Source organism: Phormidesmis priestleyi ULC007 (assembly GCF_003003695.1).
Lineage (GTDB): Bacteria > Cyanobacteriota > Cyanobacteriia > Leptolyngbyales > Leptolyngbyaceae > Phormidesmis_A > Phormidesmis_A priestleyi_A.
Genome location: NZ_PVWG01000006.1, coordinates 29,768 through 48,099, shown reverse-complemented (window position 1 = coordinate 48,099; position 18,332 = coordinate 29,768). Strand labels below are relative to the sequence as shown.

At 48.6% G+C, this 18,332-nt stretch carries 18 protein-coding genes; 9 read left to right on the top strand and 9 right to left on the bottom strand.

The features are described from left to right. Positions 1–7: 7 nt before the first annotated feature. The 3 genes from C7B65_RS07625 (at position 8) to C7B65_RS07615 (ending at position 4,229) form a co-directional block, all read left to right on the top strand. On the top strand, positions 8–1,513 hold the full coding sequence (locus tag C7B65_RS07625) for a NarK family nitrate/nitrite MFS transporter (protein ID WP_073070225.1): 1,506 nt from the start codon (positions 8–10) through the stop codon (positions 1,511–1,513). Between the two features lie 101 nt (positions 1,514–1,614). After that, positions 1,615–1,914 carry a DUF1830 domain-containing protein gene (locus tag C7B65_RS07620; protein ID WP_073070224.1) on the top strand — a complete coding sequence of 100 codons (300 nt, stop codon included), beginning with the start codon at positions 1,615–1,617 and terminating at the stop codon, positions 1,912–1,914. Next, entirely contained in the window at positions 1,911–4,229 is a 2,319-nt protein-coding gene (locus C7B65_RS07615; protein ID WP_073070223.1) for a molybdopterin oxidoreductase family protein, read from the top strand. The genes C7B65_RS07620 and C7B65_RS07615 overlap by 4 nt, the downstream gene beginning before the upstream one ends. A gap of 97 nt (positions 4,230–4,326) precedes the next feature. On the opposite strand, the gene C7B65_RS07610 is transcribed toward C7B65_RS07615, so the two are convergent. The 5 genes from C7B65_RS07610 to C7B65_RS07590 all read right to left on the bottom strand — a co-directional run bounded on the left by C7B65_RS07610 (position 4,327) and on the right by C7B65_RS07590 (position 11,015). Beyond that, entirely contained in the window at positions 4,327–5,160 is an 834-nt protein-coding gene (locus C7B65_RS07610; protein ID WP_223257317.1) for a glycosyltransferase family 4 protein, read from the bottom strand. Positions 5,161–5,464: 304 nt separating this feature from the next. After that, the gene (hpsE, locus tag C7B65_RS07605) at positions 5,465–6,406 is read right to left on the bottom strand and encodes a hormogonium polysaccharide biosynthesis glycosyltransferase HpsE (RefSeq protein WP_073070221.1); all 942 of its coding nucleotides are present in this window, start codon (positions 6,404–6,406) and stop codon (positions 5,465–5,467) included. A gap of 35 nt (positions 6,407–6,441) precedes the next feature. After that, positions 6,442–7,431, bottom strand: coding sequence for a hormogonium polysaccharide biosynthesis glycosyltransferase HpsE (hpsE, locus tag C7B65_RS07600; RefSeq protein ID WP_073070220.1), 990 nt, complete (start codon positions 7,429–7,431; stop codon positions 6,442–6,444). Positions 7,432–7,548: 117 nt separating this feature from the next. Next, a complete protein-coding gene (locus tag C7B65_RS07595; protein WP_073070219.1) occupies positions 7,549–7,920 on the bottom strand; it encodes a hypothetical protein in 372 nt (123 codons plus the stop codon). A gap of 266 nt (positions 7,921–8,186) precedes the next feature. After that, complete coding sequence (locus tag C7B65_RS07590; protein ID WP_073070218.1) at positions 8,187–11,015, bottom strand: cation-translocating P-type ATPase; 2,829 nt, start codon at positions 11,013–11,015, stop codon at positions 8,187–8,189. A gap of 211 nt (positions 11,016–11,226) precedes the next feature. Between C7B65_RS07590 and C7B65_RS07585 the strand changes: the two genes are divergently transcribed. Further along, the gene (locus C7B65_RS07585; RefSeq protein WP_073070217.1) at positions 11,227–12,309 is read left to right on the top strand and encodes a P-loop NTPase family protein; all 1,083 of its coding nucleotides are present in this window, start codon (positions 11,227–11,229) and stop codon (positions 12,307–12,309) included. On the opposite strand, the gene C7B65_RS07580 is transcribed toward C7B65_RS07585, so the two are convergent. From C7B65_RS07580 to C7B65_RS07570, 3 genes are read right to left on the bottom strand one after another with little or no spacing between them, the layout of a single operon-like run. Next, positions 12,306–12,509 carry a DUF6887 family protein gene (locus tag C7B65_RS07580; protein WP_073070216.1) on the bottom strand — a complete coding sequence of 68 codons (204 nt, stop codon included), beginning with the start codon at positions 12,507–12,509 and terminating at the stop codon, positions 12,306–12,308. The genes C7B65_RS07585 and C7B65_RS07580 overlap by 4 nt on opposite strands. Continuing rightward, entirely contained in the window at positions 12,506–12,697 is a 192-nt protein-coding gene (locus C7B65_RS29555) for a DUF6888 family protein (RefSeq protein ID WP_073070349.1), read from the bottom strand. Before C7B65_RS29555 ends, C7B65_RS07580 begins: the two co-directional genes overlap by 4 nt. A 59-nt stretch (positions 12,698–12,756) precedes the next feature. Next, the gene (locus tag C7B65_RS07570; protein WP_073070215.1) at positions 12,757–12,957 is read right to left on the bottom strand and encodes a hypothetical protein; all 201 of its coding nucleotides are present in this window, start codon (positions 12,955–12,957) and stop codon (positions 12,757–12,759) included. Positions 12,958–13,131: 174 nt separating this feature from the next. Here C7B65_RS07570 and C7B65_RS28695 point away from each other — a divergent pair, with 174 nt between their 5' ends. Together C7B65_RS28695 and C7B65_RS07555 are read left to right on the top strand one after the other, a co-directional pair. Continuing rightward, positions 13,132–13,686 carry a type II toxin-antitoxin system HicA family toxin gene (locus tag C7B65_RS28695; RefSeq protein ID WP_223257316.1) on the top strand — a complete coding sequence of 185 codons (555 nt, stop codon included), beginning with the start codon at positions 13,132–13,134 and terminating at the stop codon, positions 13,684–13,686. Next, positions 13,683–13,904 carry a type II toxin-antitoxin system HicB family antitoxin gene (locus C7B65_RS07555; protein WP_073070214.1) on the top strand — a complete coding sequence of 74 codons (222 nt, stop codon included), beginning with the start codon at positions 13,683–13,685 and terminating at the stop codon, positions 13,902–13,904. The genes C7B65_RS28695 and C7B65_RS07555 overlap by 4 nt, the downstream gene beginning before the upstream one ends. Positions 13,905–13,924: 20 nt before the next feature. Here the strand turns inward: C7B65_RS07555 and C7B65_RS07550 are convergent, their stop codons facing one another. Further along, positions 13,925–14,794, bottom strand: a complete 870-nt coding sequence (locus C7B65_RS07550; RefSeq protein WP_073070213.1) for a lipid kinase — start codon at positions 14,792–14,794, stop codon at positions 13,925–13,927. 139 nt (positions 14,795–14,933) lie between these two features. Here C7B65_RS07550 and C7B65_RS07545 point away from each other — a divergent pair, with 139 nt between their 5' ends. From C7B65_RS07545 to C7B65_RS07535, 3 genes are all read left to right on the top strand, one after another. Next, on the top strand, positions 14,934–16,628 hold the full coding sequence (locus tag C7B65_RS07545; RefSeq protein WP_073070212.1) for a transglutaminase-like domain-containing protein: 1,695 nt from the start codon (positions 14,934–14,936) through the stop codon (positions 16,626–16,628). A 9-nt stretch (positions 16,629–16,637) separates the two neighbouring features. Next, positions 16,638–16,832 carry a hypothetical protein gene (locus C7B65_RS07540; protein ID WP_073070211.1) on the top strand — a complete coding sequence of 65 codons (195 nt, stop codon included), beginning with the start codon at positions 16,638–16,640 and terminating at the stop codon, positions 16,830–16,832. Positions 16,833–17,078: 246 nt separating this feature from the next. Continuing rightward, the gene (locus C7B65_RS07535; protein ID WP_073070210.1) at positions 17,079–18,329 is read left to right on the top strand and encodes a DUF262 domain-containing protein; all 1,251 of its coding nucleotides are present in this window, start codon (positions 17,079–17,081) and stop codon (positions 18,327–18,329) included. Positions 18,330–18,332: the final 3 nt, after the last annotated feature.

Sequence of the window (18,332 nt, the reverse complement as noted above, 5' to 3'; positions counted from 1 at the left end):
AACACTCATGTTCAAACAATTGTGGTCGTTTGGGGGTCGCTATCAGATTCTTCATTTGACTTGGTTTGCTTTCTTTCTCACGTTTGTCAACTGGTTTAACTTTGCCCCGTTTGCTACTACGATCGGCAAAGAGTTGGGCTTAGACTATGCCACCCAAATCAAAACGCTGGGCATTTGCAATTTGGCGTTGACGATTCCAGCCCGCATCATTATCGGCATGGTGCTCGATCGCTTCGGGCCCAGAATCACTTTTTCCTCACTGCTGATTTTCTCGATCGTGCCCTGCTTTGCAACAGCATTTTCCCAAGACTTTAATCAATTAGTCATCAGCCGTTTGTTGATGGGCATCGTCGGTGCCGGATTTGTGGTCGGCATCCGCATGGTGTCGGAGTGGTTTCCGCCCAAAGAAATTGGCTTGGCAGAAGGCATCTATGGCGGATGGGGCAACTTTGGCGCGTTTGCCGCAGAATTTAGTTTGCCTCTGCTCGCTGCCAGCACCGCATTTCTGGCCGGGGGCGCATCTAATTGGCGCTTGACGATCGCGCTCACAGGCATTGTCTCTGCCCTTTACGGCGTAGTCTATTTCCGCATGGCTCAAGACACCCCCACCGGAAAAGTTTACAGAAAGCCTAGAAAGAGCGGTGGCATGGAAGTCACCAGTGTCAAAAGCTTTTGGGCAATGATCGCGATGAATTTCGGCTTAATCTTTGCTCTTGGTTTATTGGCGTGGCGCTTACAGCAAGTCAAGTTTTTTGACCAAACGGGAATGCTGATCACCTGGGGTTTGCTGGGCATCCTCTACGCTTACCAAACCTATCAAGGCTGGCGAGTCAATCGAGAAATGCTCACGGGTCAGAAAAAATATGCTGCCGCCGATCGCTACAAGTTTCGTCAAGTCTCCCTATTAGCGTTTGCTTACGCCGCGAGCTTTGGCTCCGAACTCGCTGCCGTCTCAATGCTGCCCGCCTTTTTTGAGAAGACCTTTAGCTTAGAGCATGTAATTGCGGGTATGATTGCCGCCTCTTACCCCTTCATGAATTTAATCTCGCGTCCGAGCGGTGGGTTGCTCTCTGACAAACTCGGCAGCCGCAAATGGACACTGACAATCATCACAGTGGGTATCGGCATCGGCTACTTGCTGGCTTTTGGCATCAACAAAAGTTGGGCAATTCCCCTAGCGATCGCCGTCACGATTTTTGGCGCTTATTTCGCTCAAGCAGGCTGTGGCGCAACCTATGGCATGGTGCCCTTGATCAGGAAGAGCATCACCGGGCAGATTGCGGGCAACGTTGGCGCTTATGGCAATGTTGGCGGCGTGATTTATCTCACGGTTTATAGCTTGACCAACGCTCAAACCCTGTTTGCCACGATGGGAATCACGGCGTTAATTTGCGCTACCATGTGCGCTTTCTTCTTAAAAGAACCCAACGGCTCTTTTGCAGAAGACTATGCCCAGGAACCCGAAGCCGTATCGGGGCGCACAGAAAGCAGCCTCGCATACGAGCAAAAATAGTGCCCACTCAAGAGTAGTGGTCTGTCTAATCTGGACTAAGCAGCAGGAGAACACCCATTTTTAGCTGGAAATCCTAGCGCTGTCATTAAGGGACTTTTGGTATGACCCAACACTCGTCCGCTTCGCCTTCGGATGGCACCGATCGCGTTCTTTGCTATTACATCAATGCGACCAGTCAGCTTCAGATGGCTCGAATCACCCATCTCGCAAGCGGATGCTTTGAGCGCTTGATATTTCCAGGACAACGCCTGCTCTTTGAAGCTCCGCCCGATGCCCTGCTCGAAATTCATAGCTCCAAAGCGACGAACACGAGCCTTTTGGCTCAGATTCCCTGTCAGCAGTTGCGAGTCTACGAAAAGCTTGCTTCCTCCGATCGTACTCATGTCGTGGAACGCTTATGATTGATTCGACTAAGACCTTATGCCCTTACTGTGGAGTTGGCTGCGGGTTAGAAGCGCTTCCCCCCGCGCAAGCTGGCAAGGCCACCAATCGTGACAAACAAGGCACTCCGATCTGGCAAGTGCGCGGCGATCGTGATCACCCCTCTAGTCAGGGAATGGTCTGCGTAAAAGGGGCGACGATCGCCGAGTCACTGCACAAAGATCGGTTGCAGTTTCCGATGATGCGGGAGTCGTTAGATGAGCCGTTTCGACGAGTCAGTTGGGATGAAGCCCTCGATCGGGTTGCCAATCAAATTCAAACCGTTCGCTCAACGCAAGGGGCGGATGCTGTCTGCATGTATGGGTCGGGTCAGTTGCAAACTGAAGACTATTACATCGCTCAAAAACTGATCAAAGGCTGCCTGGGCACCAACAACTTTGATGCCAATTCTCGATTGTGTATGTCGTCTGCGGTTTCTGGCTACATTCAAAGCTTTGGGGCTGATGGTCCGCCCTGCTGCTATGACGACCTTGACGAAACCGATTGCGCTTTCATTGCAGGCAGCAATTTGGCTGAGTGTCACCCGATTCTCTTCAATCGGTTGCGGAAGCACCACAAACAAGACCGCACCGTCAAACTGGTGGTGATTGACCCGCGATGCACTGCCACGGCTGAAGTCGCTGATTTGCACTTGGCGATCAAGCCCGGAACGGATATCGATCTCTTTAACGGCATTGCTCATCTGCTGCTGAAGTGGGGCAAGGTCGATGCTGCATTTATTGACGAACATACGGCTCACTTTTCAGATCTTGCGGTGGTGATTCAGCACTATTCGCCAGATATCGTTGCCCACCGCTGCGGCATTTCAGAAGAAGATTTAGAAACGGCCGCGAAGTATTGGGGTGACTCAAAGCGGGTTTTATCGATGTGGTCGATGGGGCTAAATCAATCCAGCGAAGGAACTGCAAAAGTTAGAGCGCTGATTAATTTGCACTTGATGACCGCGCAAATTGGCAGGCCCGGAGCGGGCCCATTTTCACTCACAGGTCAGCCCAATGCGATGGGAGGACGCGAAGCCGGAGGATTATCTCATCTGCTGCCCGGATATCGCCTCGTCAACAATCCAGCTCATCGGGCTGAGGTTGAGCAATTTTGGCGACTCGAACCGGGCGCGATTTCAGCGACTCCAGGGTTAACGTGCTGGGAGATGATCACGGGTTTAGAGCGGGAAGAAGTCGGCGTTTTGTGGGTGGCTGCCACTAATCCAGCGGTAAGTATGCCCGATATTGAGCGCACCAAGGCGGCGCTGAAACGATCGCCCTTCACGGTCTATCAAGATGCCTATTATCCGACCGAGACGGCTGCCTATGCTCATGTATTGCTTCCGGCGGCTCAGTGGAGCGAAAAATCTGGCGTGATGGTCAACTCTGAGCGGCGCGTGACGCTTTGCCCTAAATTCCGCAGTCCTCCAGGGCAAGCCAGAGCAGATTGGGCAATCTTTGCCGAAGTCGGTCGTCGCCTCGGTTTTACGAAAGAATTTGCCTTTAATAACGCTGCCGAAGTCTATCGTGAGTTTGCTCAACTCACCCACGGCCGTCCTTGCGATCAGTCGGGCATCAGTCACGTTCGACTTCGGGCAGAAGGCCCGCTTCAATGGCCGCTTTCGGGAAAGACTGAAGATATGCCATCCGAACTGAAAGCCGAGGGTACACGGGCAAAAGGCGCAAGAATCGAGGTTGAGAAGCTTCAAGAGAAAAAGCCAGCAATTCAGCCTGCTGCGATTACGCCGCAGCCGTCTAAGCGTCTCTATACAGATCTGCGCTTCCACACTCCAGATGGGCGAGCAAGATTTGCGGCTTACCATTCGCGAGGCTTGGCAGAGCCGCCTGACGAGGGATATCCCTATGTATTGACCACAGGGCGGCTCTATGGGCACTGGCACACAATGACGCGCACGGGTCGGATTGAGAAAATCATGAAGATGCACCCCAACCCGTTTCTTGAGATTCACCCCCGTGATGCGGCTGCGATCGGAGTCAAAAATGACGAATGGGTGGAGGTGCGATCGCGTCGTGGTTTCGTCAGGCTTCCGGTTTTAGTGACGAAAGCGATCGCGCCGGGGACCCTATTTGTGCCGATGCACTGGGGCGCGCTCTGGGCAAGCCACGCAGAAGCCAATGCGTTGACGCATCCCGCTTGTTGCCCCGACTCAAAGCAGCCAGAATTAAAGGCGTGTGCGGTGCAGGTAGTGCCGATCGATTCAAAAGTCGCATCTCAAAAGAGCGAATTGCTGAGTGACGATGCTCTGATGCCACTGCTATCGATTCGGATCTAATGGCAATTGGCATTGCTGAATAACGAGATGAAGGTAGGGGCAATCCCTTCGTGGTTGCCTGACCTCAGGGGTAGGCACGGGGGCGCTACCCCTACAGTCATTCCATCCCCTCATTCTGCCCATTGAAATTTGGGCTGATTTCTTGATAAATCTTGAGCAGGTGATCAACCGTTTGAGCAGGAGAAAATCTCTCGCTAACATATTGATTTGCTCCTTTGCCGCGCTCGATCGTCTCTTCGGGGTGGTCTAGACAAAATTTCATGGCGGCAGCTAATTCTTCAACGTTTTCTTGCTCAAACAAGAAGGTGTGCGACCCTGCCATTTCTGGCAAACCTCCAACATTGGCCACGATCGAGCAAGTAGAAACGCTAGAAGCTTCAAGCACAACATAACCTGCGGGTTCTTGCCATCGAGAGGGCGCAACGAGCGCAAGTGCAGAACGAACGATCGACAAAATTTTTGACTGAGAACAGTTTCCTAAAAATTCAACCCGATTTGAAATGTCTAGTTCTGTTGCCAAGACTTGAAGTGCCTTTGCTTCTCCGCCGTCTCCAATAATTAATACCCGAAAGTCTCTATTTTGGGTTTGAAGCAGTTTTGTGGCCCTTAATAATAAATCAACTCCTTTATCGGGGTTAAGTCGTCCTACATAAACAAATGAATCAGGCTTAGATAGGTCATCGACTGTTTCTTGAAAGCCGTGATCTTGAACTTGAATCGGATTGTACAAGGTTGTAACTTTCCAAGGAAAGCTGTGAGAATCTGCCAAAAACTGACTGCAAGCAGTGTGACGATCGACAATCAAAGCGGTCAAAAAACGAGTCGCTAATTTTGCTAGTTTTACGATCGTGTGCAACTTCCATTTCAAAGGATAGTTAGGCTTAGGCAATGAGTCAACAAACTCTGTTCTGAGCCGTTGAAACAAAGACATCGGCTGATAAGTAGAGTGAATCGATGCATAGAACAAATAATGGTATTTAATTACGATCTTTTTATTGAGAATTTTACACAAACACGCAAAAGCTAAATGATTAGAATTCATGTGAATCAGATCAGCCCAAGCGATAGAGCTAACCCATTGTGACCACGAATTCTCAGTAGTGGAAATTACTTTAGTTTCAATACCTCTCAAGTTCAACTCTGATTGGATTGAAGAAATATAAGTTAGAACACCTGAGATTTCATCTTTATAGTGATTGTGCTGAATCAATAACTTCATCTCTAGAAACCTTTTATTATTTTGAGTTTAAACGACGACTCCAAAGATAGAACGGGCTAGTTAAACTACTCGTTAATAGCTCCATCTGGCAAGCGGTAGATAGATCTTTTTTGAGTAATTTCTGGTGCTTAATAAAATAAGAAACTGTTTTAATCAAGTCGTTGATTAAATAAACCAAAAACGCAAAGGGTCTCTGCCAAACGTCGAGGCGAATCATGCGAATGTGATGTTTCGCTAACCCGATTCCTCTCACTAAGTTCAAAAGATAAGTGCGTTCTAATCGCCATGCTGGAATCTGGTGATAAATCTGCATTGTCGGGTTATACCAAATTTCCCAGCCCGCTTTTTGAATGTGAGCGATCGCTTCAATGTCTTCGCTCGACAGCATTGAGTGGGGTGTGCGTCCTGTCAAAAAAGGTTTCTTAGGAACGCTCTCTAGCCAAGCCTGCCGCCGCACCACTAATCCGGCTGAAGGAGGAAGAACCCGCGTGTAAAGATGCGGGGTTGAGCCACGTTCGACGATCGCTAAAAAGATAGCAACTTGCTTAAATTCTGGCGAAGGTTCAGTTTCAAATTCGCCATGAATCTGCCCTCCATAAGCTCCTGCATCAGGATGAGTTTGAGCAAATTCATAGGCATTGACAAGCCAATTTTCATCTGGAAGCGTGTCGTCGTCGAGAAAGCCAACGAGATGACCCTTCGCTTCTTGAACTGCCCGAAGCCTAGCAAATGCGGCTCCTTGCTGAGGCTCAAATAAATAGCGAAGTGTTGCTGTAGAAAAGTGGCTCTTTTGATAATCATCAATGACTTGCTTGATGTGATCAGTGCTGTTGTTGTCAACTACAATAATTTCCCAACCAATGTTTTTGGAATTGACCTGCGAGTGCAGCCGCTCCAATACTTGCTGGATCCGATTAGCCCCGTTGTAGGTACAAATAGCAACTGTAAGGTCTAGCATTATTTACGATTAAATGATTAAGAAAGACTGATTAACTAGGGGCAAGGTTGCGTTTTTGCAAGTGGATATAACGGTTGATTGATCAGTAACAAATTCCTTTTAAAAAGATAGAAAGGGCTGAATAGGCTACCGATTAAAGCCTGCATCTCACACGCAGTAACTACATCAGTTTGAAGAATTTTGTGATGGCGGGCAAAAAATCTAGCAATCTTGCAGATGTCGCTGACCAAATATACGATCGTCATCCCAGGTCGCTGCCAGGGAGAAAAGTGGAGCATTCTTAAGCGATAGCGGCTCAGACCTAATGTGCGAAAGAAGCTAAGCAAATAGTCTCTTTTTAAGCGTCGTTCAGGGATTTGATGCTCAATTTGCATCGTGGGGTGATGCCAAATTTCCCAACCTGCTTTGCGGATGTGAAACAAGGCTTCGATCTCTTCACTTTTTGTCGGTAACAGATCGCCAGTTGGGCCTTGAAGAACAAGATGAGTTGGAACGCTTTCTAGCCACGCTTGCCGTCGGATGACGAGTCCCGCTCCGGCAGGCAACCCTTTTTCATAAGTGTCGTAACAATACTGTCGCGGGTTTTCTTTAATTGCTAAATATTGAGAGATTTTCTCAAAGTTTTTTGGGGGTTCTGTTTCAAAAACACCGTGAATCCGACTGCCAAATGCCCCAGCTTTGGGGGTGGCTTGTCCAAAAGCAACGGCGGCAGCCACCCAATTTTCGGAGGGCAAATTGTCGTCATCTAAAAAGCCGATCAGGTTACCCTGGGCTTCTTGAATGGCGCGGCGACGAGCGATCGAGGCTCCTTGCTGGGGTTCAAACACATAGCGCAACGGGCAATGTTCCCAGTTATTTTGGTAGCTTTGAATTACTTGCGCTGTGTCGTCGTCGCTGTTGTTATCGACCACGAGCACTTCCCAAGTGATCGCTTCAAGTTGAATCTGCGTCCGCAATCGCTCCAGAATCAGGGGAAGGCGTTTGGCTCCATTGAAGGTGCGGATGGCCACAGTGAAATCCAGCATGGTGACTACGGTAAGGTGTTTTGATTGGAAGCGTGGACTCGCGTCTGATGAGTCACTCACCCTACTTATAAGTTGCCCAAGCTGGATAGATTTCACACCATTGTGACTATTTCTGACCTAGCTGAAAGCGGTGGTTTTAGCTCGATCGGTAAACAGAATATTTCCTTTAGCATCGACGCTAAAGTCTTGTCCGGGATCTAAGCCGCGATCGATGAGACGTTTATAAACCGTGATGGAGGTGATTCTCCTGATCTCTCGCATCACATAGCCCGGAACTGTGTTTTCAACTGCCCAGCAAAATGCTAATTGATCTTGCCAGACGAGGCGTTCGAGGCTAACAAGCACCATTCCAGCTACGTCTCGTAGAGTCATTCGACATCTCAGACTTGCAATCACCTCTTTGCCGATCGTCGTGCTGCGAGTTGCAAAAGCGCTAGTTAATCGACTGAGATCGTTTTCAAGTTCCGGGTATTTGTTTTCTTGTTGCACTGGCTCTATCTCCAATGGGTACTATCAACCCTCTTAAGAGAGAGTTAAGATTTTGTAAAGTATACCCCAAGATAGATTTTCGCTAGGTGAGAAATAAGCAATTTTAGGAAGTTTTTTTAACGCAATGCACTAATACCAATTTGGTTGACGCAACAGATCTGCATGAGGGCCCGGCATGCTACGCCCGTACAAAATTGAAAGCCCCTCTCCTGCGGGAAAGGGGTTTGGGGTGAGAGTTCTTAATGGCACATCGCATTAAAATCGTCTTATCGGCGATTGACAAACCAGCGCACAAACAGCTTTTCCATCTCAATCCACACAAACATCAGGGCGCTAAAGCCAAAGCACACCGCTAATTCATTTAAGGTGAGATAGTGAGTGCCAAAGAAGCTCCGCAGCGGGGCGACGTAGATCAACAGCAGTTGCAGAATTGTGGTGATAATCACGGCACCCCAGACATAGGGATTAGTGCGAGGGTCTAGCTCGATCGTCAGTTTTGAATTAGACCGAATGGCGATCGCGTGTCCCATTTGAGCGATGCAAAGAGTGGTGAACACCATTGTTTTCCAGCGATCGGCATCAAGACCATTGCCAAAATTTTGAGTGGTGTAGTCATAGGCTCCGACCATCAGAACGATCGTCAAAACTGCCAGAATGATGCCGATGCGAATCATGTATGAACCCAAACCGCGAGAAAAGATATTCTCATCAGGGCGATTGGGAGGACGATTCATCACATTGGGTTCGGCAGGCTCGACAGCTAAGGCGAGAGCGGGCAACCCATCGGTCACGAGGTTCATCCAAAGAATTTGGAGGGGAGATAGCGGAACGCCGCCAGTGGATAACAGCAAAGGAGAGGCGGCGATCGTCAACACTTCGCCAATGTTAGAGCCAAGAATATATTTGATAAAGCGGCGAATGTTGGTGTAGACGACGCGACCTTCTTCGGTGGCAGCGACGATCGTGGCAAAGTTATCGTCAAGCAAAACCATATCGCTGGCTTCTTTGCTGACATCGGTTCCAGTAATTCCCATAGCGATGCCAATGTCGGCTTGTTTTAAGGCGGGAGCATCATTCACCCCATCGCCCGTCATGGCCACAATTTTGCCTTGACGCTGGAGCGCCTGCACGATCCGCAGTTTGTGTTCGGGGGCAACACGAGCGTAGATGCTGACCCGATCGACGTGCCGTTCTAATTCTGGCAAGTCCATTTTTTCGAGGTCGCGTCCGATCAGCACTTCGTCACCGGGTTTGGAGATGCCCAGATGTTCGGCGATCGCTTGAGCGGTGAGTTGGTGATCTCCCGTAATCATCACCGGACGGATTCCGGCTGTGCGACAACGAGCGACGGCATCCCGGACTTCTAGACGAGGCGCATCTAGCATATCGACTAAGCCGAGCCAGATTAAGTCATTCTCTGCTGAGTCGGAGCCTTCGGGCGGAACATTATCTAAAGGCTTATATGCAAACCCTAAAACTCGTAAGCCTCTGGCCGCTAACTGATTATTGCGCTCTAGAATTTGAGTGCGCTGCTCGTCGGTGAGACCTTGAATGCGATCGCCATATTGAATCTTCTGGCAGCGCTCTAAAACCAACTCTGGCGACCCTTTTGTAAACATCAAGTAAGGCGTTGACAAAAAGCCTGTCTCTGATTCCAGTAGTTTTGCGGCATCTTCAACGATCACGCTCATGCGTTTCCGCTCTGACGTGAACGGAATCTCAGACACACGCGGCAATTTGCTATTCCACTGATCTTGCTCTAACCCGGCTTTGGCAGCGACGACGAGCAGTGCGCCTTCAGTTGGGTCGCCCAAAATTGTCCATTGCCCGTTTTCTGATTGCAAAAGCGAATCGTTGCAGAGCGTGCAGGCTAAGAGCAGCGATCGCACTTCTGGATAATCGGTCGGGTTAGCAACCTGACCTTGAATCAGAAATTTGCCTTCAGGCACGTAGCCTTCTCCGGTGACGCTGGGCGAAAAGCTGGCCGTGTGAAACGATTGCACCACCATTTTGTTTTGGGTCAGCGTTCCGGTTTTGTCAGAACAAATCGTGGTCACAGAACCCAGAGTTTCGACCGCGGGAAGTTTGCGGATTAGAGCATTGCGACGCACCATTCGCTGAGTGCCGATCGCCAGTGTCACCGTGATCACCGCAGGCAAGCCTTCTGGCACGACGGCAACTGCCATGCTCAACGAAACTTGCAGCAGTTCTCGAATCGGGGCAAAGCTTCTAGCGGCAATCAGCCCCCCAATCACTACAACGCCCACGAGAATCAGCGCCCCGGTCACCAAGGCTTGACTGAGTTGATCCATGCGCTGCTGTAGAGGAGTTGGCTCAGTCTCTACGGCTTGCAGCATGGTGGCAATTTTGCCGAGTTCAGTTCGCATCCCGGTGCTAGTCACTACTACAGTGCCGCGACCTTGAACGACTTCGGTGCCTTGATAGACTAGGTTGAGGCGATCACCCAGCGAAGTCTCTTCGGGCAGATGCAAGTCGGCTTGTTTATTGACAGCGTGGGCCTCTCCGGTCAGGGCAGATTCTCGAATTTGCAGGTTTGAAGTTTCGAGCAGTCGCCCATCGGCAGCGAGTTGAACGCCTGCTTCTACCATCATCACATCGCCCGGAACCAATTGTTCTGAGTCGATTTCATGCACTTTGCCATCGCGGAGAATGCGAACTCTGGGAGAAGAGAGTTGTTTGAGTGCAGCCAGAGCTTTTTCGGCGCGGCTTTCTTGAAAGTAGCCTAATGCACCATTGAGCACGACGATCGCCAAAATCGCGATCGTGTCTTTAAAAGGAATATCTCCCGGTTTGCCGACTCCCTGCACTAAATCCAATAAGTCTAAAGCGCCAGACACTAACGCCACGCCAATCAGCAGCAGCAGCATCACGTTTTTAAACTGGTCGATTAAGATTTCCCAAGAGCTACGTCCGCCCGCTTCTTCTAGTTCGTTAGTGCCAAATTCTTGCAGCCGCTCATCGACTTGTTGTTGGGTTAACCCAATCTTGCGATCGCTTTGCAGAAGATCGAGCGATCGAACCGGGTCGATCGTGTGCCATGCCGAGTTGAGAGAGGGCAAAGAGTTAGAAACCATAGAATTGCAGAATGAGGAAATGAACGCCTACAGCACTTAATCATAGTGCCTAAAAATTATGTTTAGCACTATTAAATAGTGTGAATTTCCTGATTTAGAGTATAGACTGATTAATCTAAGCTGATAAGACCAAAAAGGAATAAGAACGCCTAACTCTAACCTGCTGATCAGGAAAGAGAGCAAGAAATTTATATACCTGATTTGATGTGAGATGGTCGATAACCCGTTTATTCCACAAACTTTAGTTGGCAGGCAGGCTGAATTGCATCAGGTCAGCGCCATTTTGTCTGCTGACGAAGATTTGCTTTTGGCAGGCGTACCGGGAATTGGACGGCGAACGTTAATTCGCTGGGCGGCGAAACAGGGTGGGGCGCGTGTCGTGGAGATCGACTGTCTGAGGGCAACTAGCTGCGATCGCTTTCTCCAACTCCTCGCAGAAGGCTTAATGTCAGTGTTTAGTGAAGCTGACGAACTTTCTCTAATCCAACGTTGGAGTCAGGATCAGCCTGTAATTTTGCAATCATCTTCGAGCGGACGGGCAACGCTGGTTTGGCATCTCTCATCAGGAAAAGAGTGGGCGTTATTTCAGGCTTTGCTGACACTGCCGCAGATCATGGCGGAGTGGCTCGACTGTCGAGTCGTGCTGATGTTTCAAAATTTTCCTCACATCCGATCGTGGGATCGCACAGGCAAATGGGAGCATCATCTACGTCACGAAATCCAGCAGCAAAGTCGGGTCAGCTATGCCTTAATTGCAACGGTTGCTGAACAGCAGATTCAACCCAGTGATTTGAAGGTGGTTTCGTTGGCACCGCTCAAAGATCAAGATCTGCAACCCTGGCTTGAAGCAGTGATGACCGCGAAAGGATTTCAGTTTGAGCCAGAGAGTCAGGCGTTATTTCTCACCTATGTGCAGGGGCATTTTGGAGATGCGATCGCCCTTGCCCGTCGCGTTTGGCTTGATCAGCGATCGTCGTTACCGCTCACCGTGATTGAGCCGCATCACGTTCATCGCAGCGCCTTGTCTCTCGTCGAAGATCTCTCTGTGACGTTTGAGTCGCTAATTTTGCTGTTGCCCCATAGTCAGGTGCGAGTCTTAGAGAGTCTTGCGCTTGATCCGACTGACAGCCCTCATGCACGGGAATATATTCAAAAGCATCATCTTTCGAGAGGCGGCGGCTTGCAGGGAGCGTTAGCCAGCTTGGAGCAAAAAGGACTGGTGTATGGAGCAGAACACAGCTATCGAATTGCACTGCCACTTTTGGGATTTTGGCTTAAATACCGATTGGGTTAACTGGCTTGCTCTCGATGACGACTTTGAGATTCGGCATGAATTTCTGAGAAGCGATCGGCATCTTCTGGTGCGTAAGTTGTAGCGTTTGGATCTGCCACCAAGCGATCGATTAGCGCATGAATCGCTTCTGTGTCGTTTCGATGCTGCAATACATAAGCTCTCAGTTCGGCTCCGCTCATGGCTGTAAAATCTGGTTTCATGCTAGGTGTCTCCATTGACCATCACGGAAAATCAGAATTTCTGTTTCTTCCCCTGCAAGGATGTAAATGTTGCCTGTTCGTTCATCTAAACGAAGAATGTGAATAGAAAGAAACGATGCAGTCAGATTTTGGCAAAGAACATAACATTTTGATTCTTGCTGCGAAGTTGGATGCAGGGGTCTACTCATTCTAACTTGAGCCAAAGTATCTGAATTTGCAGACCCCATCATCTCATAAGTGACGATCGCTACTGTCTAACCCTGACTAGTCGCTCGTCGAAAACAGGATCGAACACGACGATGAATTGATCGGTAGGTTCTAAGCGGCACAATATCTGACAATAACCCTCGGCATCAGATGCAGTGCGACGACGAGCAACGACGACTCGCTGCATTTTTGGCAGCAGTCGGATGACAGCCCAAGATTCGAGGCGGTCTTTATAGGGCATAATGATTACGTCTCCATGCGAATTGGAGCTAAGAACCAGCCCAAATGCTTTTCCAGGGCGAGGCTGGTTCTTAACAATTGATAGGTAACATCCGCGTCACCTGACATTAATATACCCGGAAAGGTGTCATTTGGCGATCAAATTTAGACACAAGGCTCTATTAAGACTTGACGCATGGGAAGAGCAGGGAACGCCCTTAGACAAGTACTCATCAATTACGAGATCAAGCGGAGCCAGCTTGCAAAAACGATGGGCATTAATGCTGGAGTCGTGAGTCGTTGGGTCAGTGAAGACAGAGATCCGTTAGCGGAAGCGTTGTTTGAGACTTATCGGGCGTTGCGAACGCTTAAACCAGAGGCGGCTGAAGAATTTATTCGGTTGTTTCTCAAAGATGCCGAGACTGATGAGGGTTACAACAGGAGTCATCAGATTTTTGAGAGAATGTCTGAGAACGCCCTGTCAAGAAAACGCAAATTATTTGAAAAGATTCTTGCTGGCTCCAAAAATATTCAATTTAGTGAACTCGTTTCTGTCATTGAAGCATTCGGGTTCACGTTGTCACGAGTGAGCGGTAGCGATCACCTCTTTACTCATCCAGACATCCCCGAAATCATCAACATTCAAAACAAGAAAGGAAAAGCCATTCCCTATCAAGTTCATCAATTTATAATCCTGCTCGAAGAATACGCCCTTACCCTGAAAGGGGATACAGGTGAAGACGAGCCATGAAAGACTATCACATCAACATCTTTTATCGCGAAGAAGACGAAGGCTACATCGCCGACATTCCCGATTTGAAATACTGTTCAGCATTTGGCGACACCATCGAAGAAGCCGTTCACGAAGTCTTAAAAGCTAAAGCAGCCTGGTTAGAAACGGCTAAAGCAGAAGGCAAGACTATTCCGACTCCTAAATATCGCCCAGCGATCTATCAAATTGCTTCCTGATCCGATCGTTCAACGCTCACTCACGGCACAATGACCGACAAAGCATTCGGCATCACCCGAAAATGCGCCGGGGTCGAAGTCGTAATCTCTCCATCTGTATTGATCGATCGCGGTCTGCGAGTATGAACGTGAAACTCCTTGCCTTGCCAAGTTTGCACCCAGGGCGACACCCCATGACTTCCACGCCGCATCGCCGGAAGCACCGCCAACATTTGCCACCAGTGTTCGATCTCCAGACTGTAGAGATCTAAGCGCTGATCGTCGATCGCCGCATCTTCTGCCACTGCCATACCGCCGCCATAATAGCGCCCGTTGCCCACCGCAATTTGGATGGCGCGAACTTTCTCCGATCGTCCCTCCATCTGAATCTCGGCATGAAACCGCCGACTATTCCACAGCGCTTGGATCGCAGTTGCTGCATAAGCAAAAACGCCCCAGCGCCGCTTGACTTCTTTAGTCAGATTGCGGGTGATTTGCACACTCAACCCTAAACTGGCGACGTTAAAGAAATATTTGCCATTCACCCAACCCAAATCGATCGGCTGCACCTTTCCTGCTGCAATAATCTGACACGCTTCGGGCAGCGTCGCCGGAATGCCGAGCGTCCGGGCTAAATCATTTGCCGTTCCTAAAGGCAAAATGCCGAGGGGGAGATGCGTGTCTACTAAGCCTGCTGCCGCTGCGTTGAGAGTGCCATCGCCGCCGCCGATAATCACCAAATCCACACTTCCTCGATGGTCGCGAATCACATCGGCGAGTTGATCAGGGTGGTCGATCGAGGCTTCCTGCAACTCAAATCCCAAAGATTTTAATTGGTTAGTAGCTGCGTCTAACTGCTGCTGCCCCTTACGAGCATGACGATTGACTAAAAATAGAGCGCGCTGGGTCATAAGTGTGTTGGGGATAGCGTTAACTCAAAACTTCTTCTATTACCTCCTATTTTTTGCATAGAGCGTGTCTTGATACATTTATCATTAGACAGTTTTGTTTATGATTAAGAATGCTGAACGCTTATTTTGAATAACACCGATGCTCAATCTCGGCATCTCTTCTGAGCAGCCCTCCTCGCTGACTGCATTTTCTTCGCCCCAGACACAGCCGCGCACCATCCGTCCGATCGCAGTCTACGCGCTCAACGGTTTGGCGGCATGGCAGGGTCAACTGCTCGCCCTCGACTCGCTTCGAGGTTATCTAGTTCGGCTTGATCCGGCAAGTGACAACACGATCGTGCTCAACGCTCACAGCACCGAACCCTTTGTCGATGCGACAGGTTTGGCGATTTGGGGCGAAACGATCTGGTTTACCCAGGGCAACAATGTTTATTTTTGTGGTCTTGATGACCTCACTCCGCAGCTTTTCACGACATTGCCTTATACGGCTGATGCCGTGGGCGTTTGGGAGTCTACCATTTATGTGACTTGCCAGAAGGCAGGCTATATCTTCATCTATGAGCGCAGCACTCAGCGCAGAATTACTCAGTTTCCCTTACCAGGTGTGGGAATTGCCAATCTGACAGTGCGAGACGAAGAGCTTTGGGTGTGCGATCGCACCGAGCAAACTGTTTATTGCCTCGATCGGGCAACCGGAACACTCCAGTTCAGCATTCTTACACCCTTTGAGTGTCCGACCGGATTGGCATTTCTACCCGAAGCCACCGGAGAGCAAGCCCTCTATGTCTCCTACGCCAGTGAAGAGGCGTATATTCGCGACAATCCTAATGCTGACCCCAGTCATGAACTGACCTTTCGCGATCGCACCTTCGTTCACCCGCTCTACTTCCACAATGACCCGAAAGAACGTTATGCCCTCTCAAACGGCTATTTGATTGAAATGTCTTACGTCGAAGAGTTGCTGCCGCTCGACGAAGTGCATTTAGAGAATTTAGAGTGGCGAATTGCTTTGCCGACTGAAACCGATCGCCAAAAAGTTAGGCAAGTTGAAGCGATCGGGATGCCTTTCACCGAAGAAATCCAGGAAGGGCAAAAGGTAGCGGTCTTCAAGTTTGACTCGCTCAAACCCCACGAACGGCACATCTTTGGCTGGAAAGCTCTGCTCGAAGTGCGAGCCATCAAATATCAACTCACCCCTGATGATTTCAATCACATTCCTGAACTGTCGCCAGAGTTCAAGGCGCGTTATCTGATTGATGACGATGAGTTAGCGATGGATACCCCGACCATTCAAGCGGCGGCACGAGAAGCGATCGGCACTGAAACCAACATCTTGCGGAAAATTCTCAAGATTCGTAACTTTGTCTACGATCGGCTGTCTTATGGCATCAAACCTCACATTGACTCACCCGATGTCGTTTTAGAGCGAGGCATCGGCTCGTGTGGTGAATATGTCGGTTTGTTGCTGGCACTGGCTCGTCTCAATGGAATCGCCTGCCGCACAGTCGGACGTTATAAGTGTCCGCCTTATCCCGAACGGCAACGAATTCCTTTAGAACCCGATTACAATCACGTCTGGATCGAGTTCTACGTCCCCAGTTTTGGCTGGCTACCGATGGAGTCAAACCCGGATGATGTCGTAGAGCGAGGCCCCTATCCCACCCGCTTTTTTATGGGGCTGCCCTGGTTTCATGCAGAAATCGGCAAAGGTGTCACCTTCGAGTCGCTGAGAAGTGGCGGCGTTCCGGTCGGCGACTTGTTTGATTTGTCGATCGGTGATCTCGCCATCAATCACATCCGCTTCACCATTTTGGAGGAGTTACCCCCGATTTAAGGGTGGGGGATGTGGGAGCGATCGCTTCAAGAATTGAGTGCAGCAGTTAAAGCACGGGCAATGTGGGGGCGATCGCCTTCGATGCAGGAAACCTGTAAGCTAACATCTGAACTAAATCTGAACCCAGGAGGAAAGATTCCGCTTACCCATCACCATGAGCGTATTATTCAGAAAGATTCTACCTATCTCCCTGATCTGGAGTAATATGCCGAAAGCACCTACCTATCCACCCATTTTGGCGTGATATGCGGAAATTTTCTCTCTAAAAAGCAGTTATGCCGCCTAAACCTTTGTAAAGATGCTTTTTCTAAGATAACCTGCCGTAATACAGGCTTGTCATATTCTAACGTTCGGTAGAGAGGTAGTTCCCCTATTAGCTGGGTGAACAACTACAATTAACTAATGCGGCTATATTATTTCTAGTGTTGGTTCTTGCAGTGGATGACGATTATGCCTAATCTAGAACTTTTGGAAGAGAAAGAAGAGACAACCTTTTTTGAGGAAGACGAGGACCAGGCAAATGGTCTTGAGTCTAGTAGGGCAAAACGTTTATCAGAGCTAGACGAGATTGCAGGAATCGTTGTTGCAGGAACTGATTGGACAACAGCTACTGTACTTGATCAATTAGTCCGTGGCAACATTCAACTTAATCCTAGATTTCAAAGACGAGATGCTTGGAACATAACACGTAAAAGTAGGTTTATAGAATCAATCATTCTTGGATTTCCAATTCCACAAATAGTTTTAGCTTCTAATGAAAAGGAGCGTGGAAAATTCATTGTCCTTGATGGTAAGCAGCGCCTACTTACCATTCTTCAGTTTTATGGAAAAAGTGAGACTCCAAATAATAAATTTTCTCTGAAGGATTTAGAGTTTAGACCTGAGCTAAATGGTTGCACTCATGAGGATTTAGAAAACAATCTCCTCTCCGCAGAGATACTTGATCCCCTCGATAATCAAACCATTCGTACTACATTGATTCGGAATTGGCATACGGATAATTTTCTCTATAAGATTTTTTTGCGTCTTAATGTAGAAAGTACTCCTTTGTCTCCACAAGAACTAAGACAGGCACTGCACCCAGGCGAGTTTGTCAATTTTCTAGATGATCAATCAGTTAAAAGTCAGGCTTTGAGGAAAATCCTTAAATCTAAAAACCCTGACTTTCGGATGCGTGATGTTGAGCTACTACTACGCTATGTAGCATTTCACTATTTTTTATCTGAATATCGAGGCAATCTTAAAGCATTCCTTGATATGACTTGCGAAGTCCTAAATAAGAGTTGGAAGAAACGAACTGATGATGTTCATTATGCAGTTAGCCAATTTGAAAAAGCAGTAGAGACAACTATAGATATATTCGGTGAAAAAAATTTCTCGCGTATGTGGTTGGGCACCTCTAAAGTCTATCGAAGGCAATTCAACCGAGCTATTTTAGATGTGATGGTTTTTTACTTTTCAGACGGTCTTATAAGGGAAGCTGCTGAAAAGAACAAGACGGCAGTGGAGAATGCCTTTAAGGAGTTGTGTTCATCATCTGAGAATGGATTTAGAGAAGCTGTTGAAGGAACTACAAAGAATATTCGTGAAACTCATATTCGGCTTTCATTGTGGGGATATGCTTTGTTAGGTGTTTTGGATTTAGAGTTTAATTTACCTGAGCTAGTGGATAATCGTATTATTTTCAACGGCTTACGGTAAATT